General features: G+C 50.7%; 18 protein-coding genes. 9 read left to right on the top strand and 9 right to left on the bottom strand.

Going from position 1 to position 18,146, the window contains the following annotated elements:
- Positions 1-408: 408 nt before the first annotated feature.
- On the top strand, positions 409-1,068 hold the full coding sequence (locus AWQ23_RS07930) for a hypothetical protein (RefSeq protein ID WP_062434175.1): 660 nt from the start codon (positions 409-411) through the stop codon (positions 1,066-1,068).
- 85 nt (positions 1,069-1,153) lie between these two features.
- Here AWQ23_RS07930 and purQ read toward each other — a convergent pair whose 3' ends face one another.
- From purQ to AWQ23_RS07950, 4 genes are all read right to left on the bottom strand, one after another.
- Entirely contained in the window at positions 1,154-1,846 is a 693-nt protein-coding gene (gene purQ / locus AWQ23_RS07935; protein ID WP_062434178.1) for a phosphoribosylformylglycinamidine synthase subunit PurQ, read from the bottom strand.
- A gap of 57 nt (positions 1,847-1,903) precedes the next feature.
- Positions 1,904-2,158: a phosphoribosylformylglycinamidine synthase subunit PurS gene (gene purS / locus AWQ23_RS07940; protein ID WP_012307160.1), complete on the bottom strand. Its 255-nt coding sequence runs from the start codon at positions 2,156-2,158 to the stop codon at positions 1,904-1,906.
- A 92-nt stretch (positions 2,159-2,250) separates the two neighbouring features.
- Complete coding sequence (locus AWQ23_RS07945; protein WP_062434180.1) at positions 2,251-3,270, bottom strand: permease; 1,020 nt, start codon at positions 3,268-3,270, stop codon at positions 2,251-2,253.
- Between the two features lie 22 nt (positions 3,271-3,292).
- Positions 3,293-4,432: a response regulator gene (locus tag AWQ23_RS07950; RefSeq protein WP_157072202.1), complete on the bottom strand. Its 1,140-nt coding sequence runs from the start codon at positions 4,430-4,432 to the stop codon at positions 3,293-3,295.
- Between the two features lie 227 nt (positions 4,433-4,659).
- Here AWQ23_RS07950 and gcvP point away from each other — a divergent pair, with 227 nt between their 5' ends.
- The gene (gcvP, locus tag AWQ23_RS07955) at positions 4,660-7,554 is read left to right on the top strand and encodes an aminomethyl-transferring glycine dehydrogenase (RefSeq protein WP_062436592.1); all 2,895 of its coding nucleotides are present in this window, start codon (positions 4,660-4,662) and stop codon (positions 7,552-7,554) included.
- A gap of 147 nt (positions 7,555-7,701) precedes the next feature.
- On the opposite strand, the gene AWQ23_RS07960 is transcribed toward gcvP, so the two are convergent.
- The gene (locus AWQ23_RS07960) at positions 7,702-8,550 is read right to left on the bottom strand and encodes an alpha/beta fold hydrolase (protein WP_062434187.1); all 849 of its coding nucleotides are present in this window, start codon (positions 8,548-8,550) and stop codon (positions 7,702-7,704) included.
- An 11-nt stretch (positions 8,551-8,561) separates the two neighbouring features.
- The gene (locus tag AWQ23_RS07965) at positions 8,562-8,801 is read right to left on the bottom strand and encodes a hypothetical protein (protein ID WP_062434189.1); all 240 of its coding nucleotides are present in this window, start codon (positions 8,799-8,801) and stop codon (positions 8,562-8,564) included.
- A gap of 151 nt (positions 8,802-8,952) precedes the next feature.
- Here AWQ23_RS07965 and AWQ23_RS07970 point away from each other — a divergent pair, with 151 nt between their 5' ends.
- From AWQ23_RS07970 to AWQ23_RS08000, 7 genes are read left to right on the top strand one after another with little or no spacing between them, the layout of a single operon-like run.
- Positions 8,953-9,552 (top strand): tRNA-(ms[2]io[6]A)-hydroxylase, encoded by a 600-nt coding sequence (locus tag AWQ23_RS07970; RefSeq protein ID WP_062434192.1) that lies wholly within the window; start codon positions 8,953-8,955, stop codon positions 9,550-9,552.
- Positions 9,553-9,591: 39 nt separating this feature from the next.
- Positions 9,592-9,798, top strand: coding sequence for a hypothetical protein (locus AWQ23_RS07975; RefSeq protein WP_062434195.1), 207 nt, complete (start codon positions 9,592-9,594; stop codon positions 9,796-9,798).
- Positions 9,799-9,811: 13 nt separating this feature from the next.
- Positions 9,812-10,840, top strand: coding sequence for a mannose-1-phosphate guanylyltransferase (locus tag AWQ23_RS07980; RefSeq protein ID WP_062434198.1), 1,029 nt, complete (start codon positions 9,812-9,814; stop codon positions 10,838-10,840).
- Positions 10,840-11,550, top strand: a complete 711-nt coding sequence (locus AWQ23_RS07985; protein ID WP_157072203.1) for a biotin/lipoate A/B protein ligase family protein — start codon at positions 10,840-10,842, stop codon at positions 11,548-11,550. Before AWQ23_RS07980 ends, AWQ23_RS07985 begins: the two co-directional genes overlap by 1 nt.
- A gap of 53 nt (positions 11,551-11,603) precedes the next feature.
- Positions 11,604-12,308, top strand: coding sequence for a class I SAM-dependent methyltransferase (locus tag AWQ23_RS07990; RefSeq protein ID WP_062434201.1), 705 nt, complete (start codon positions 11,604-11,606; stop codon positions 12,306-12,308).
- A gap of 57 nt (positions 12,309-12,365) precedes the next feature.
- On the top strand, positions 12,366-13,820 hold the full coding sequence (locus tag AWQ23_RS07995; protein WP_232308871.1) for a hypothetical protein: 1,455 nt from the start codon (positions 12,366-12,368) through the stop codon (positions 13,818-13,820).
- A 37-nt stretch (positions 13,821-13,857) separates the two neighbouring features.
- Positions 13,858-14,721 (top strand): NAD(P)-dependent oxidoreductase, encoded by an 864-nt coding sequence (locus AWQ23_RS08000; RefSeq protein ID WP_062434207.1) that lies wholly within the window; start codon positions 13,858-13,860, stop codon positions 14,719-14,721.
- A 97-nt stretch (positions 14,722-14,818) separates the two neighbouring features.
- Here AWQ23_RS08000 and psbC read toward each other — a convergent pair whose 3' ends face one another.
- The 3 genes from psbC to cobU form a co-directional block, all read right to left on the bottom strand.
- A complete protein-coding gene (psbC, locus tag AWQ23_RS08005; protein WP_030008145.1) occupies positions 14,819-16,201 on the bottom strand; it encodes a photosystem II reaction center protein CP43 in 1,383 nt (460 codons plus the stop codon).
- Complete coding sequence (gene psbD / locus AWQ23_RS08010; RefSeq protein ID WP_012307174.1) at positions 16,185-17,243, bottom strand: photosystem II D2 protein (photosystem q(a) protein); 1,059 nt, start codon at positions 17,241-17,243, stop codon at positions 16,185-16,187. Before psbD ends, psbC begins: the two co-directional genes overlap by 17 nt.
- A gap of 314 nt (positions 17,244-17,557) precedes the next feature.
- Complete coding sequence (cobU, locus tag AWQ23_RS08015; protein ID WP_062434210.1) at positions 17,558-18,115, bottom strand: bifunctional adenosylcobinamide kinase/adenosylcobinamide-phosphate guanylyltransferase; 558 nt, start codon at positions 18,113-18,115, stop codon at positions 17,558-17,560.
- Between the last annotated feature and the right edge of the window lie 31 nt (positions 18,116-18,146).

Consider the following 18,146-nt stretch of genomic DNA (forward strand, 5'->3'; position numbering starts at 1 on the left):
AAACATCGAACAGGGGAGCTCCCACACCAACCCTTCTAGAGGTCATTACGCTTAGGAAACGGCTATGGCGGGGACTTGGTTCTGAAACTGACCCAAAAAGACGTGTTTCAGGAAAAGAGCAGGGACTGCCTGTGGCTAAGCAAACCCGACGGAAAAACAAGCAATGTGATTAAAGGAGGATCGTCCGATACAATCGCGGCTGGGACAAGGGCAAAATCTGAATGACCAAGCCACTAGACGTATGTGTTGACTATCTTGTCACAATGCTTTTTCGATATTGTACCCTGTCAAGGGAATTCTCTCCATGGCCTCCAGGGAATTCACTAGCAAATTGCCCTGAATTAGGAAGAATAAGGGTACAATTGCACTCAACTAATAAATTGAGTCAAATTTTTCCTATTGCGTTCCATGACACCAGAGATTTTTCGGCAGCGTTATCCCTATGGGGGCTTAATCAGTGAACTGGCAGCCATTGAACATGGCCAGTTTATTGTGCGGGTTGTGGTGGAATTGGAAGGGAAAAAACTCGCCAGTGGTTTGGCGGCAGCCCCCTCTGTGGAACAGGCGGAGGATCAAGCAAGAATCCGAGCGTTAAATCTTTTGGGATCTGGGGCAATTCCGGCACCAGCCCCCGCGAAGCAGACCATGCCCGTTCAATCTCCTCCAGCAGCTCCGGTCGTCTCTGCAAAACCAGCACCTGTCATGGCTACCTCCACAGTGACAGCGGCTACAAACCCAGCACCGATACCGAGCCATCAACAAAATGATTTGCCCTTGCCATCTCCGGCTCAGGTCGTAGACCAGACTCCCGAAATCCCCCTAGAGCAACCCCAAGCGACACCCGATACGAGCTTAGATTTAGGGTCAGCAGGCAGCTCGACAAATGCGTTAGATTTTTCTGAGATTATTGCCCGCACTGATGTGGAGCTCAAGCGTTTGCGCTGGTCTAGTGAGCAGGGCCGCACTTATTTGCTAGAAACCTATGGCAAGCGATCGCGCCAATTGTTATCCGATGATGAGTTGCTAGAATTTCTACGCTACCTGGAGTCTCAACCGACGCCATCTTAATTTTTGAGCCTTGGCAGTTAGATCTCGTTAAGCAATTTAATGGTCGTCTAGAGCGGTTTTTTGCTACTTTTACTCAATCCTCAAGCTATCTGGCGACGAGATTTAATAATCCTTCAAATAAACCTTTCCCGTCTACTAAACCGAGGCTGCCATCGGCGGCCCGTTCCGGGTGGGGCATCATTCCTAAAACATTGCCAGCTTGGTTGGTAATGCCAGCGATGTTATTGAGAGAACCGTTGGGATTGGCAGCCTCATTTACATTGCCTTGGGCATCGCAGTAACGGAAGAGAACTTGACCTTTATCTTTGATCGCCTTGAGGGTTTCGGGGTCGGCATGGTAGCGTCCTTCTCCGTGGGCGATGGGAATATTGATCACCTGGTTTTGGCGGTAACCCCTTGTCCAGACCCGATCATTGTTTTCAACCCGGAGATATTGGCGATCGCAAATGAAGTGCAGATCTCGGTTGCGCACCAAAGCCCCAGGCAGCAGACCCACTTCCGTCAACACCTGAAAGCCATTACAAACCCCCAGCACATATTTCCCTTGATTAGCATGGTCGATGACGCTCTGCATCACCGGAGAAAAGCGGGCGATCGCCCCACAGCGGAGATAATCCCCGTAGCTAAAGCCCCCAGGCACCGCAATCACATCGATGTCCGTAATATCTGTTTCCTGGTGCCAGACCATCCGCGTCGGCTGCCCAAAAATCCCTTCCGTCACCATTGCCATGTCATGGTCACAGTTTGAGCCAGGGAAAACAATTACACCAAATTTCATCGTGTCGTTACCAATTAATTGAAGGATTGCAAGGGAAGATCGGGCGGAAATTTATCGTTATTTCAGGGGGGTGAGGTCGAAGCGATAATTTTCAATGACTGGGTTGGTAAGCAGTTGATCACACATTTGATCTACTTTCGCCTTGGCTTCTGCTTCGTCAGCGGCGGCAAGATTTAATTCGATATACTTCCCAATGCGTACCCCAGAGACGCCCCCATGGCCCAATTGACTTAGACCTGATTCGACAGCGGCACCAGCCGGATCAAGAACAGAGGGACGGAGAGTAACATAAACTTGTGCGTGGTACTGCATAGAACTCAAACTGTGAAGACGGTCTTTATTGTACGTTGCGGCGGACTTCTGGAAAACTGGAACGCGTCTCCCCGCTAAAATTCCTTGGCCCCCTAAAGGAAATAGCTATAGCCGAGGGCAAAAAGAAAGGTGAGCTGACCCGCCAAGAGGAAAAAATACAGGATAAAGCGGGGTTTAAAAATTGAGAGCATCAGGCCGACTGCTTTGATATCGATCATTGGCCCGAAAATCAAAAAGGCCAACAGGGAACCCGTCGTGAAGGTGGAAGCAAAGGACAGGGCAAAGAAAGAATCTACCGTCGAACAGATGGAAACAATCGCCGCCAACAGCATCATCGCCACAATGGAGGTAATCGTCCCTTGGCCTAGGCTCAAGACCACTTCCCTGGGCACAAAGACTTGGATCAACGCGGCGATCGCACTACCAAAAATCAATACCGCCCCCAGTTCCCGCAATTCCACAGAAATATTGTTAACCAAGGCCCCAAAGAGGGTTTTAAAGCTCCGGTCTTGGGTCGTCGCTGGTGCTGGCATTTGGGTCGCCACTGTTTCGAGGGGGACTGTCTGCTGGGCGCCGAGGAAAAATGTCCCCGATTGGAGCAGAGGGCTGGTATTTGCTGCCTGGGCCTGGTTTTCGTTGACCTGCTGGACAAATTTTAAGCGTTGGGCCAGTTTCGGTTGGAGCAGCTTTTTGGGATCTGATTCGACGCTAAACACTGTCCCGACGATGGTGGCGATCGCCAAGGAACCCAGCACCCGATAGAGGACGATTTCCGGTTGGCCCCGAAAGGCGATCCAAGTCGACCAAATTACCACCGGATTTAAGGTGGGGGCCGACAGCAAAAAACCTACCGCCACGGACGTGGGAATCCCCTGGAGCATAAAGCGACGGGCCACGGGCACATTGCCACATTCACACACCGGAAACAAAAACCCGATGCAACTGCCCATAAAAGCCCCTAAAACTGGATTTTTCGGTAAACGCTGGATCAGTTGGCGTTCATCTACACACACCAACAGCACACTCGAAAGGATTACCCCCAGTAGCAGAAAGGGCATCGCCTCCACCAACAGGCTGACAAACAGGGTAAAGGCATTGTGTAATTGACTCATGGAGAAAAAATAACAGCGGGCACTAACTGAGGCGGTTTTCTGTCGGAATTTGTTCCGAAGTCGCAGTCGGAAATGTGACAATCACCGTGGTTCCTGTCCCTACAGTACTCTTAATCGTCACCGTCCCATTATAAATTTTTGCGATCCGTTCGGCGATCGCCAATCCGAGACCAGACCCCTGCTGCTCATACTGTTGACGGTCAAACTGCATATAGGCACCCAAGGCCCGAATCTGCTCTGGGCTCATGCCACGACCGTGGTCTTTGATCGCTAACTGCCATACATTGCCACTGATCCGACTTTTCAGCAGAATGCGTTTCTGGGTTTGGGAAGTGTGCTCTGAAAATTTAAACGCATTATCGACAATTTCCTGCACCAGGGTAACAAGCCACTTCTCTGAGATGGCAACCTTCGCCGCACATAACTCCAGCTTCAAGTCCTCTGGTCGCTGGTATTGTTTGGCAATTTGTCGGGCCAAAGTAGTGATGATCGTGTCACTTTTCTCGGTGACAGGGCTATACCAGAGGTGAAAATCGTCGGGATCGTGGGTGGCTAAATCGAGCTTGGTGTATAGCAAGAACTTTTGGATTAAATTATGGAGGCGACTGGCTGAAATACGAATGCTCTCACTAATTTCTCGGATTTCTTGGCGGTCTAGGGTTTCCCAACATTCCCCCAGCAACTCCGCTGAGGTCATGATGCCTTGGAGGGGAGTGCGCAGCTCATGGGGGAGGGCCATGGTTAAATTGCGCCGCAGTTGCTCTAACTGTTGCGCTGAATGTTGGGCGAGACCCTGACGGCGACTGAGGCGTCCCCGGATCGCATTGAGCAGTTCCTGACGGGTAAAGGGCTTGGGAATGTAGTCATCGGCCCCTAGATCCATTCCTTGGCGTTGGGCAGAACGGGAAGCGCGGGCTGACAGAAAAATAAATGGAATAGTGGTGGTGGTTGAGTTGCTATGGAGCGCTTTGAGGACACCGTACCCGTCTAATCGCGGTAAATTTACGTCGCAAATAATGAGATCGGGGAGCTGCGCATAGGCCGTTTCTAAGCCGATTTGCCCATCGGTCGCTGTGATTACAGCAAACCCTTCGGCGGTTAGAATGTCCCGCAAAATATTTAAAACACTGAGTTCATCTTCAATGACTAAAATGGTCGCCACAAAGTGTAGAACCTCCATCGGATGAGCGTTGAGGGAAAAGGGTATGGCCTAGGGCCCCACAGTCCCGCCCGGAGAGACATTAGGGACATGGGGTGGGCGACCTTACGCTGGGGTTGGGGGATGTTGTGATGGGAAATCTTAGGTTGGAGAACCACATCAGCAGCCCGTGGGGGGTGATTTTTCCCTATTATGATAAGTGCTTAAGCCTGCTTTTTTCTGGTGATTTCATGGTTAATTTGCAACAGTTGCCGCCGCTTTCTCATGCTTCTGAGGATCATTCTTTTGCTCGCCGTCACATTGGTCTTAGTGATGGGGCAATGGCAAAAATGCTGGCATTTTTAGGGTATGACGCGTTGGAAACCTTGATTGATCAAGCGGTTCCCGCCAAGATTCGCCAAAAATTAGCAATGAATTTACCCGCTGCGAAGGGGGAACAAGAGGCTTTACACACCCTGGCGGCGATCGCCAACCAAAATCAGGTTTACAAAAATTTCATCGGCATGGGCTATTACGACTGTGTGACCCCGCCCGTGATTCAGCGCAACATTTTAGAAAATCCGGGTTGGTACACGGCTTACACCCCCTACCAGGCGGAGATTGCCCAAGGTCGTCTAGAGGCGTTGTTAAATTTCCAGACGATGGTGATTGAGTTGACGGGGCTGGAGATTGCCAATGCGTCGTTGTTGGATGAGGGGACAGCGGCGGCGGAGGCGATGGCGATGAGCTATGGACTCTGTAAGAAGAAGCAGGCGAATACGTTTTTTGTGTCGGAATTGTGCCATCCGCAAACGATTGAGGTGGTGCGGACACGGGCGATTCCCCTAGACATTCAGGTGATCGTTGGTGATCATCGCACCTTTGAGATGACTGAGGCTGTGTTTGGGGTGTTGCTGCAATATCCGGCGACGGATGGGGCAATTTTTGATTATCGGGCGTTTATCCAAAAAGCTCACGATCAAAAGGCGATCGCCACGGTGGCAGCGGATTTATTGAGTTTATGCTTGCTTACGCCACCGGGGGAAATGGGCGCTGATATTGCGGTGGGAACCAGTCAACGGTTTGGGGTTCCCCTCGGTTATGGTGGGCCTCACGCGGCTTATTTTGCGACGAAAGAAAAATATCAACGGCAAATTCCGGGGCGCATCGTCGGGGTCTCAAAGGATAGTCAGGGTCAACCCGCTTTACGGCTAGCATTGCAAACCCGTGAACAACACATCCGGCGAGACAAGGCGACCAGTAATATTTGTACAGCCCAGGTGCTGCTGGCGGTGATGGCTTCGATGTATGGGGTCTACCACGGGGCTGAAGGGCTAAAGGCGATCGCCACCCAAGTGCAGCAACACACGCAAATCTTGGCGACGGGGTTAGATAAACTCGGTTTTGCGTCCAATCAAGAACCAATTTTTGACACGCTTAAAGTTCAAACCACGGCAGAGCAAGCGCAAGCCATTCGTCAACGCGCCGAGGCACAGGGCTATAATTTCCGCTACTTTGCGGACGGTAATATCGGCATCAGTTGCGATGAAACCACGGTCGCCAGCGAGATTGAAATCATTTGGGCAATTTTTAGCGATGCCGAAATTCTCTTTACCTACGCCCAGCTCGCCCAGAATTTTACGCCGAACTTCCCTGAAACTCTCCGCCGTACCAGTGACTTTTTAACGGATCCCGTCTTCAATCGCTATCGTTCCGAAACGGAGTTGCTACGCTATATTCATCACCTCCAGAGCAAAGATTTATCGCTGACCACCTCGATGATTCCGCTGGGTTCCTGCACGATGAAACTCAACGCGACTGCGGAAATGATGCCGGTCACCTGGGCAAGTTTTGGCAAAATGCATCCCTTTGCGCCCCGTAGTCAAACCAAAGGCTATCAACAAATGTGTGACCAGTTGGCGCATTGGCTGGCTGAAATCACTGGATTTGCGGGGGTTTCCCTCCAACCCAATGCTGGCTCCCAAGGGGAATATGCAGGGTTACAGGTGATCCGCCAGTACCACATCAAAAACGGCGATCGCCAGCGGAATATTTGTCTGATTCCCGAATCCGCCCACGGCACAAACCCTGCCAGTGCAGTGATGTGTGGTTTTAAGGTGATCCCGATTAAATGTTGCAGTAGCCAAGGGGATATTGAACTAGAGGATCTCAAAGCTAAAGCCGAAAAATATAAAGAGAATCTCGCCGCGTTAATGGTCACCTATCCCTCGACCCACGGGGTTTTTGAGGTGGGAATCAAAGACATCTGCCAAGTGATCCATGACAACGGCGGCCAGGTATACCTCGATGGCGCAAACATGAATGCGATGGTGGGCATTTGTCGGCCGGGGGATTTCGGTGCGGATGTTTGTCACCTGAATTTACATAAAACCTTCTGTATTCCCCACGGTGGCGGGGGGCCTGGGGTTGGCCCGATTGGTGTCGCCGCCCATCTCGTCCCCTATCTGCCCAAGACCAATTTAGACGGGAATACCGACAATATTGGCTTAATTTCGGCAGCACCGTTCGGTAGTGCAAGTATTCTGCCGATCTCTTGGATGTACATCACCATGATGGGGACAGCGGGTTTAACGAAGGCAACCCAAACGGCGATTCTCAGTGCCAACTACATCGCTAAACGCTTGGATGACCATTATCCGGTGTTATTTAAAGGGACGAATGGCTGTGTTGCCCATGAATGCATTATCGACCTGCGGGATTTGCGGAAATCGGCAGACATTACGGTGGAGGATGTGGCAAAACGTTTGATGGATTATGGTTTCCATGCGCCGACGATTTCTTGGCCCGTGGCGGGGACGATGATGATCGAACCCACTGAAAGTGAATCTTTAGAGGAGTTAGACCGTTTCTGTGAGGCGATGATTGCGATTCGGAAGGAAATTCGCCTGATTGAAGCGGGCAACATTTCTAAGGAAGATAATCCGGTGAAAAATGCGCCCCATACGGCGGAATCGGTTATTTGTGGTGAATGGAATCATCCTTATTCCCGTGAGGTGGCGGCCTATCCTGCCCCTTGGCTGAAACAGCATAAGTTCTGGGCGACGGTGGGCCGGATTGATAATGCCTATGGGGACAGAAATTTGGTCTGCTCCTGTGAGGGGATGGAGGCATACAAGGAAAGTTAGTTGCTCCTGTTAGTCGGGGTTGACGCTGGTGAACCCCTGCCATGAGTTAGGGAGCGATCGCCTTTTGGATTGGATATTTACTCCCAAAATTAATGACACATCATATTTTCATCGCCGAAAAGATCACGATAGTCTGGTGTGAGATATCTATAAACTTCTAGTGAGAAAATTGGCGATCGCCTGATTAAAGGCTTCCGGTTCAACCATGTGGGCCCAGTGGTTGCCGGGGACTTTTTGCCATTGGAGATTCGTTAAATATTGACGGTAGGGCTTGAGCTGGAATTCGAGGCGATTTAATCCTCCCTCTGGTTGCACAAACAGGCTCGGCATCCCTAGGGGTTGTGTGAGGCCATTGACCCGGAGAATATCAAGCAGAATTTCATCGCAGGCGCGTTTCACGAATTTGCTTGTCCAAGTGCCGTCGGGATTTTCCAGAAAGCTTTCCCGACAAATCGCCTGTTGCCACTCGTTCCAGCCGCGATATTGCTTCAATTTTTTGGCGATCGCCTCGGCCTGGTGATAGCTCTCGAACTGACCCAACAGTTTTAAAAAAGGCAGCACCCGGTAGCCGATGGGGAAGGTGTAACGCCACCAGAGGGGCAGTTGTCCCATAAAAAACGGATCAAAGAGAATCAAGCTTTTCACTTTCTCAGGATTTTGGGTTGCCCAAACAGCAGCAATTTTTGCCCCCCAACTGTGGCCGAGGAGATTCACCTGCGACCAGCCGAAATGCTGACAAATGCCGTCCAGATCAGCGTTGTAATCGGCGAAAGTATAACCCGTTTCCGGTTTGCCACTGTCCCCATGACCCCGCAGATCCAGGGCAACCACATGGTATTTTTTCCCCAGACTTTCCCCCAAGCTGGCCCACACCAAACCATGATCCGCGAGACCATGGAGTAATAACACTGGTTCACCACCCGGATGCCATTCGTAGTAGCTCAAGGGTAGACCGTTAATTGCCGCAGTATGCTTCTTTGGGGGAATAAAAGTCATGGTAAAAAAGTCTAAGATTCTGCTTTGTCGTCGCTGTTATTGCGGGGAAAGCCACCAATCAGGCCACTTTCGATCATCAGCCCCAGGCCAGCATTGACAACAATTAGGCTCACAGTGCCCCACCAAAACCAGGGTTCCCCATTAATGCGACGGGTGATCGATTCCCCCAGGAGACAGAGGCCAAAGGGAAACATCAAAACCCCAATTTGGGCGGTAATGTACCAGGTCAATTTGTTTTTTCTGAGATTCATGGGCGATCACCTTTGCTACGGTAAATTTTGCTCCAAAAATTATAAAGAGTTGTGGCCGTTCTCGCAGGAAACTTGCTCTCGATAGCGGCTATTCTGCATCGGGCTTGGGGAAACTATATACTGTTGAGTTGTCCGCCATCTCCCCAAATCTATGACTGCTGCGACTTTACCCCGGATCAAGTTTCTTCAGGAGCCAACCCGCCCGGAATGGATCGAACTCGCCCTCAATAATTTGGATACGATTTTGCTGGATCACTCCCACTGTGAACGGAAAGCGGCGGGGGTCGCCCTAAATATGATGTTCCGGTATCCCTCGGCGGTGGCATTGGTGAAAGCATTAACGGCGATCGCCAAGGAAGAATTAGAGCATTTCGAGCTGGTGAACCAGTGGCTAGAACGGAAAAATATTCCCCTCGCGCCATTAAATGCGCCCCCCTATGGCGGCCAGTTGCGCAAATTGATCCGACCCCAGGAACCGGAACGGCTGTTGGATTCGTTGTTAATTTCAGCGTTAATCGAAGCCCGCTCCCACGAACGCTTAGGGCTGTTGGGGGAACATTGCCCGGAGCCGGATTTGGCAAAATTTTATCGGGGGTTAATGGCCTCGGAAGCGCGGCATTATGGGGCTTATTGGGTATTGGCAACGACTTATTACGAGCAAGATTTGGTGAATCAGCGGCTTGAGGAATTGGCGATCGCCGAAAGTGAAATTCTCTCGATCCTCCACCCGGAACCCCGGATCCATAGCTAGAATCAACGGCAACGGCATTTACCAAGGGAATTTTGCAGGATGGATCAGGATACAAAATTTATTGTGCTGGTTTTGGGCTTACCCGTGGCGGGGCTGGTGTACTGTGGCCTCATTATTGCCCTAATGATCAGTCAGCCCTTTGTGCGGGCAAATTCCCTCTGGTTTGGCTTTTTATTTTTCTTGATCCCCTTTACCATTGCTGCTGTAACCTGGATTCGCGCTTCAGCGAAGGCCTACCGTAATTAAGCACTCCCAACCTATGACTTTCATCCCCGTAATTTTGGCTGGTGGTAAGGGCGAACGTTTTTGGCCCCTCAGTCGTCAAGACCGCCCGAAACAGTTCCTCAGCCTCGATGGGTCTGGGGTGAGTTTGCTCCAAGCGACGGCAAATCGTCTAGTTTCCCAGGACAATTGGACAGATCTCTGGGTGATTACGGCGGCGCAAGTTGCGGATCTGGTGCGGGAACAACTGCCCCAACTGCCCCAGCGTAATATTTTGGTGGAACCGGAACGGCGGGATACGGCCGCGGCGATCGCCTGGACTTGTTTAGAGCTGGCGCAATACTACCCAGAGGATACGGTCGTTGCTTTTTTCCCGGCGGATCATTGGATTGGCGACCCAGATAAATTCCGGGCAACCCTCGACCACGCCGCGAATTTTGTCAAAGATAAATTGGCGATCGCCACCATCGGCATCAAACCGGACTATCCCGCCACGGGTTACGGCTACATCGAGCAGGGAGAAGCGGTTGAAACGGGCATTTTTAAGGTGAATCAGTTCTACGAAAAACCCGGTACTGCCGTTGCGAAATCTTTTTTGGAAACGGGCAAATTTAGCTGGAATAGCGGGATTTTTCTCTTTTCGATCCGCACCGTCCTCAAGGAACTCGCCAGCTACGCCCCGGAGATCCTAGAACCGCTTCAAAATCAAGGCATCGACGCCTACAATAGTTTGCCGAAAATTAGTATCGACTACGCTCTAATGGAAAAAACCGAGCACGCCTATGTGTTGCCCGCAGAATTCGGTTGGGATGATCTGGGGGATTGGCGATCGCTCGAACGGTTACTCCCCCCCGATGCGGTGACCAATGTTTGTGTGGGGAATCACCATGCCTTCGAGACAGAACGGGCGATTGTCTATAGTGATAACCCCGACGAAACGGTAGTAACCCTAGGAGTTGCAGACGTGGTGGTGGTGCGCCAGGGGGATGTGACCCTGATTGTGGATAAGCACCGCACCCAGGACATTAAGAAAATCCTCGGCTATCTCCCGAAAAATCTTTTGTAATGGCTGAAGTCTGGCACTATATTCCGCCCATCGAAGCGTCTGGGGAAACCCAAATGGCGATCGATGCGTGGCTTTTGGATCAGCATCTCCAGGGCAAAATCCCCTCCGTACTGCGATTTTATACCTGGGAACCGGTGGCGATTTCCCTGGGCTACCACCAACGAAAATATCCTGATTTTTGGAATGATTTGACCTACCAAGGCAAAAAAATCGATCTGGTGCGGCGTCCGAGCGGTGGACGAGCAGTGCTTCATCAGGGAGACCTCACCTACGCGATTATTACGTCTGGGTTAAAAGGCGATCGCCAAACAAACTACGAAACCCTCTGCCAATTTCTCATCGCTGGGTTTGGGGAATTGGGAATTCCTTTAAGTTATGGCCACCAGCAACGAAATTACGGGCATTTTGATAGCTGTTTTCGCACCCATACCAAGGCAGATTTGGTAACGGAATCTGGTTATAAACTGATTGGATCAGCGCAATTGCGTCGCCAAGGGGCAATTTTGCAGCACGGTTCGATTCGTCTAAATTCCGATCCAGAACTATATGAAAAAGTTTTTGGCGAGCCTCTAATCCCCGGTCTTACGTTTGTGGCCGATGACATCCAAAACATGATCAATACCCTCTGCCAGCAACTACAACTCAGCCTTAATCTCCGCCTTGTTGAAACTGACTTTATCCCCCAACTTGCGATGACGGATTCCCTGTAGATTGAGACTTGTACAATGGAATGGTTTGAATTTTCTAAACTTCGGGGCGGCCCATGTTTTCCCAGTTACCCACCGACAACCGCGAATTAAATTGGTTTACCCTCACGGAGGCGATCGCCAAACGTTTCGACGCAGAATATCAAAACCAAAAGCCCGATCTCCCCGACGAAGTGCAAGCCCTACCCATTTTCCTCGACTGGCAATCCGGTAAGCTCCAGAACCGCGTTACCTCGAAGTTTTGGGAACTGGCCCAACCGAAAAAAAACCAAGCTTGCCTCGATCTCGGTTGCGGGATCAGCTTTTTGATCTACCCTTGGCGCGACTGGAATGCCTATTTTTATGGCCAAGACATCAGTAAAGTTGCCACAGAAATCCTCCAATCCCGCGCCCCCCAACTCAATTCCAAACTGTTTAAAGGCATCTCGAACAAACCCGTCCATCACCTCGAAAGCTACCAGGACAGTTTTTTCGATTTGGCGATCGCCACCGGATTTAGCTGTTACTATCCCTTGGAATATTGGGAAACCGTGTTAGAACAAGTCCGGCGTGTCCTCAAACCAGGGGGCTTTTTTGTCTTTGATGTGATTGACCCAAGCCAAGACATGGCCGAAGACTGGTCAATCCTGGAAACCTACCTGGGCGCGGAAGTATTCCTCGAAGACCTAAGCGACTGGCAAGCCCTGATCAAAAAATCCGGCGCAAAAATCGTCAAAGAACAATCGGGCGAACTGTTCCATCTCTACAAAATTCGCTGGTAAAGCCATTCTTCTGATTGGATGTTGGCGGTTTGTCAGGTCAGTGAGAAGATAAAAAGCGTGGCTTATCAAGGACTGTGGGAAATGTTTAAGCGGATTATTCTCCTCGTTATTTTGGCATTGGGCCTGTGGAGTTGTGGCGATCGCCTCGATGCCCGCCTCGCCAGTGATCTCAATCGCGAACCGACGCCCGTCACCACCCAAGCCCTCACAGAAGTGGCGACGCCCAGCCTAATTACCGAACTGCGCCAAGAATTAGACCAGTACCAACCCCAGGTCAAAATTCTCAGTCCCCGTCCCGACGAAACCTTTAACAGCACCACCATCGACGTCCAACTCCAGGTCAATGACCTACCCATTTTCAAGGACGAAGAACTAGGCATGGGGCCGCACATTCACCTCTTTGTCGATGACCAGCCCTACATTGCCGTCTACGACACCAGCAAACCCGTCACCCTCGAAAACCTCAGTCCCGGTAGCCACCTGATCCGCGCCTTTGCTTCCCGTCCTTGGCACGAAAGCTTTAAAAACGAAGGTGCCTACGCCGAAACTACTTTTAATATCTTCACCAAAAGTAATAACAATATTCCTGATTTCCAACAGCCCCTCCTCACCTATAGCCGCCCCCAGGGAACCTATGGTGCTGAGCCGATCATGTTGGATTTTTATCTGACCAATGCCCCACTGCACTTCATTGCCCAGGCCGACAATAGTGATGATGTGAATGACTGGCGTATCCGGATCACCATCAATGGTGAGAGCTTTATTCTCGATGACTGGCATCCCATTTACCTCGAAGGCTTCAAGAAAGGCGAAAACTGGCTCAAGCTAGAATTTATCGATGACCAAGGGGAACTGTTAGAAAATACCTACAATAGCCCTGTCCGCGTTATCAACTACGATCCGAAGCTCAACGACACCCTCGCCAAGCTCGTCCAAAACAAACTCTCCCTCAGAACCGCGAAACGCCTCGTCACCACCAAACCTCTTGCGCCCGAAGTCGAAACGGCTGCCCCAGAAGAAACATTAGAGCCAGCACCAACCGTTGTTCCGGAAGTTGATGAAGCGACGCCACCAGCAGAAACAGAAATGACCCCTGCTCCAGAAGAAACCTTGCCAACCTTAGAAGAAGAGGTAGCACCAGAAGCAGAATCCAGCCCTTCTCCTGATCTCCCTGAAGCAATGCCAACCGAAGAAGAACCCGCTGCGACCGTTGAGGAGACAAGCCCCAGTCAATCTGAGTCAGTGCTAGAGGTTGAACAACCTGCTCCCGCGCCCGAAATTGAAGCAGTCCCTCCAAATACTCCAGAGATTGAAACCCCACAATCAACCGCGCCCGAATCAACACTAGAACCAGAAGCGGCTTCGCCCCCGGAAACGGCTGAAGGTTCGTCTGAGGAAGAGATTGAGTCCAGTCCCGCAGTACCAGAAGCAGATATTTTCCCAGAGACAGATCCCTTAAAACAAGGCGCAGATGATCTAGAGTCTCCGGAAATTCAGTTGTTCCCGGAGTAACCTAGAGGCGATCTTGATCATCATTGATACTTAAACGATGACGAAAAAAATTGCATTTCTCGGTATGGGGGTCATGGGGGCACCGATGAGCCTCAACCTCCAGAAAAAAGGTTATCAAGTCACTGTGTGGAACCGTGCCGCTGCCAGTCCCCACTTGGCTAGGGTCACCACAGCAGGTTTGCCCGTTGCCCCGGCGATCGCCACTGCGGTAGATGATGCAGATTACATTTTTAGTTGTGTGAGCGATGTCCCCGACGTGAAATCGGTTCTCCTAGGAGAAGAAGGGGTAATCCACGACGCAAAACCCAATGCCCTAATCATTGATTTCAGCACCATTGGAAAACCGGCAGCCCAAGAAATTGCCAAAACCCTCAAAACAAAAAATCTCCGGTTCCTCGATGCCCCCATCAGTGGCGGGGATGTTGGCGCAGAAAATGGCACTTTGACGATTATGGTCGGAGGCGATCTCCTGAATTTTGACGAAGCCAAACCTTACCTAAAAGCCATGGGAAAAAATATTTATTACTGTGGAGATACAGGCAGTGGTCAAGCCGTGAAAATGTGCAACCAAGTCCTCTGTGCAATCCACATGGTGGCCCTCTGTGAAGCGATTCAGTTGGCTCAATCCCAAGGCCTTGACCCAGATTTAATGATCGAAGTTTGTCAGACTGGGGCGGCTGGTTCCTGGGCGATCGCCAACCTCGGTCACAAAATTACCGCCAGGGATTTTCGACCGGGCTTTATGGTCAAACACATCATCAAAGACCTCCGCCTAGTCAATGAAAGTCTTGCAGATCTCAAACTACCCGGTTTAACTTTAGCGACCCAAAAATTTAAAGACACCGCCCAGTTAGCTGATGCCCTCGAACAAGGCACCCAAGCCATGTTCCGCTCGTATTGATTCTTTTAAGACTTTCCCAAAAGCAAAAAACTCCTACCCTAGGGCAGGAGTTTTTATTCATGAAACTCAGTAACTAAACTGATGCCTCAACAGATTCTTAATCGAGTTCGTTCATGTTCAGTACAGGCTCAGTCTCACGGTCAATCCCTTTCTCGAAACCAGCTTCAGCCGCCCGTGCACGACCAGCATGCCACAGGTGACCAACGAGGAAGAAGAAAGAAAGAACGAAGTGAGAACCAGCCAACCACTGACGAAGGTTCACAAAGTTGAAGGAGTTAGGCTCCGTAATAATCCCACCAACAGAGTTGATAGAAGCATTAGGGGCGTGGGTCATGTATTCAGCCGCACGACGAAGCTGCCAAGGCTGAATGTCATTGCGGATTTTGTCGAGGTCAAGACCATTGGGGCCACGAAGTGGCTCCAGCCAAGGACCACGGAAATCCCAGAAGCGCATGGTTTCACCACCGAGGATAATTTCACCGGTAGGAGAACGCATTAAGTACTTACCAAGACCAGTGGGACCTTGGGCAGAACCAACGTTTGCACCCATAGATTGGTCACGGGCCAAGAAGATTAGAGCCTGGGACTGGGACGCTTCAGCGTTAGTCGGGCCATAAAATTCACTGGGGTAAGCAGTATTGTTAAACCACACAAAGCAAGTCGCGATGAAGGCCATCAAAGACAGCGCACCGAGACTGTAGGAAAGATAAGCTTCACCAGACCAAACGAGCGCACGACGGGCCCAACCGAAAGGTTTGGTGAGGATGTGCCAGATACCACCAAAGATACAAATCAGACCCACATAGATGTGGCCACCGATAATATCTTCCATGTTGTTGACACCGATCATCCAGCCTTCGCCACCGAAGGGAGCCTTGAACAGATAACCAAAGATTACTGCCGGGTTCAAAGTTGGATTGCTGATGATACGCACGTCGCCACCACCAGGGGCCCAGGTGTCGTATACACCACCAAAAAACATCGCTTTAAAGACAAGCAACAACGCACCACAACCCAGGAGGATGAGGTGATAACCAATGATGTTGGTCATTTGGTTCTTGTCTTTCCAGTCATAGCCAAAGAAGCTGGAATATTCTTCGAGGGTTTCAGGGCCACGGACAGCATGGTAGATACCACCCAGACCGAGAACCGCAGAAGAGATCAGGTGTAATACACCAACGACAAAGTAGGGGAAAGTATCAATAACTTCACCACCAGGGCCGACACCCCAACCAAGGGTTGCGAGGTGAGGCATCAGGATGAAACCCTGCTCGTGCATGGGCTTCTCTGCGACAAAGTGAGCGACTTCAAACAAAGTCATCGCACCAGTCCAGAATACGATAAGGCCAGCATGGGCAACGTGGGCACCCAAGAGCTTACCGGAGAGATTGATCAGGCGGGCATTACCAGCCCACCACGCAAAGCCGGTCGATTCGATATCACGACCACCGGAAATGGGCGCATTAGAGAGCGTTACCACGGGGTAATACCTCCTCAGGGAATACAAATTGTTCGTGAATTTGGTCTTGCGGTGCCATCCATGCACGCATACCTTCGTTCAACAGAATATTCTTCGTGTAGAACGTTTCAAATTCGGGGTCTTCCGCCGCGCGGATTTCCTGGGATACAAAGTCATAGGCCCGTAGGTTTAGTGCTAAACCCACAATCCCCACAGAACTCATCCATAGCCCAGTCACCGGTACAAACAGCATGAAGAAGTGCAACCAACGCTTGTTGGAAAACGCAATCCCGAAAATCTGAGACCAGAAACGGTTCGCGGTCACCATCGAGTAGGTTTCTTCTGCCTGGGTCGGCTCAAACGCTCGGAAGGTATTCGCTTGGTCACTGTCTTCAAACAGGGTGTTCTCTACCGTTGCCCCGTGGATCGCACAGAGCAGCGCACCACCGAGAATCCCTGCAACACCCATCATGTGGAAGGGGTTGAGCGTCCAGTTGTGGAAACCTTGTAAGAACAGAATGAAACGGAAGATACCAGCGACACCAAAGCTGGGGGCAAAGAACCAGCTAGACTGACCCAAGGGGTACATCAGGAATACACTGACGAATACCGCGATGGGGCCAGAGAAGGCGATCGCATTGTAGGGGCGGATACCCACCAGACGGGCAATTTCAAACTGACGCAGCATGAAGCCGATCAGACCAAAAGCACCGTGGAGGGCAACAAAGCTCCAGAGTCCACCGAGTTGACACCAACGAGCAAAGTTCCAGTTGGCTTCGGGGCCCCAGAGGAAAAGGAGGGAGTGACCGAGGCTGTCAGCAGGGCTGGATACAGCAACAGTCAGGAAGTTACACCCTTCGAGATAAGAGGATGCTAATCCATGGGTGTACCAAGAAGTAACGAAGGTGGTGCCAGTCAACCAGCCACCGAGAGCCATGAAGGCGCAGGGGAACAGGAGGATACCGGACCAACCGACGAAGACAAATCGATCTCGCTTCAACCAGTCATCGAGGACATCAAACCAGCCTCGTTCCTGGGGCGCGCGTCCGACTGCAATAGTCATAGTTTTTAATTCCTCTTGTCTATATGAATGAACAAGGGTTGGATATTAAATGGCTTACGCTAGTTTCCTTGTTATGGATTCTCCCTGTCAAATGAGCAAAAGCCAATAGGTATAAATCCTATGGTCAGGGGAGTTTCCGAGAATCATGTAAGCGGGTCAACCTTATGAAATATAGGCTATTTCAGATGGTTAACGTTTCTTAAAATAACACATACTCCATAGGCATATAGCCTTCTGAAGGATTTCATAACCTGAGTGTAAACACTTTTCTTAATATCTAGCAGAGTTTTTGTTACAAAAAGATACAATTGACTTCAGCTGAGGGGCATTTTTACCGGAGGCAAGGGATGTCCTAGTGTTTTGATATCCAAGGCATGGCCACCCACCAATAAATAGACTTGATCGGAAACGAGGCCCACTTCGCGGATCAAACGGCCCAGGCGATCGCGAAATAAGCGTCCTAATGGGTAAGTGGGGACAAGGCCCCAACCCGTTTCTTCGGCGACAAGAATTAGCATCCGTGGGGAATTTTTAATCGCCTCCAAAAATGCTGTGGTGAGCTGGTGCCAAGGAGCCGGCTCTGTTTCTAAATGATTGGCCACCCACAGACCGAGGGAATCTACAAGGATGCAGTGGTCTTCGGGGATACGTCGCATTGCTTCGGTTAGATGGACTGACTCACCCATAAATCCCCAATTTTTCGGGCGGCGATCGCGGTGGTGTTGGATCCGGGCCATCCATTCGGGATCGTCAGGATTTTCAGTGGCCGTCGCAATGTAAGTGACGGGGCGTTGGGACTGGAGTGCAAGGTGTTCGGCCCATTCACTTTTGCCGGAGCGGACGGCGCCCGTAACGAGGATGGTTTGGCCCATGGATAATGTTGTCACTAGAGGAGCAAGGGTA

This window comes from Picosynechococcus sp. PCC 73109 (genome assembly GCF_001521855.1).
Classification (GTDB): domain Bacteria; phylum Cyanobacteriota; class Cyanobacteriia; order Cyanobacteriales; family MRBY01; genus MRBY01.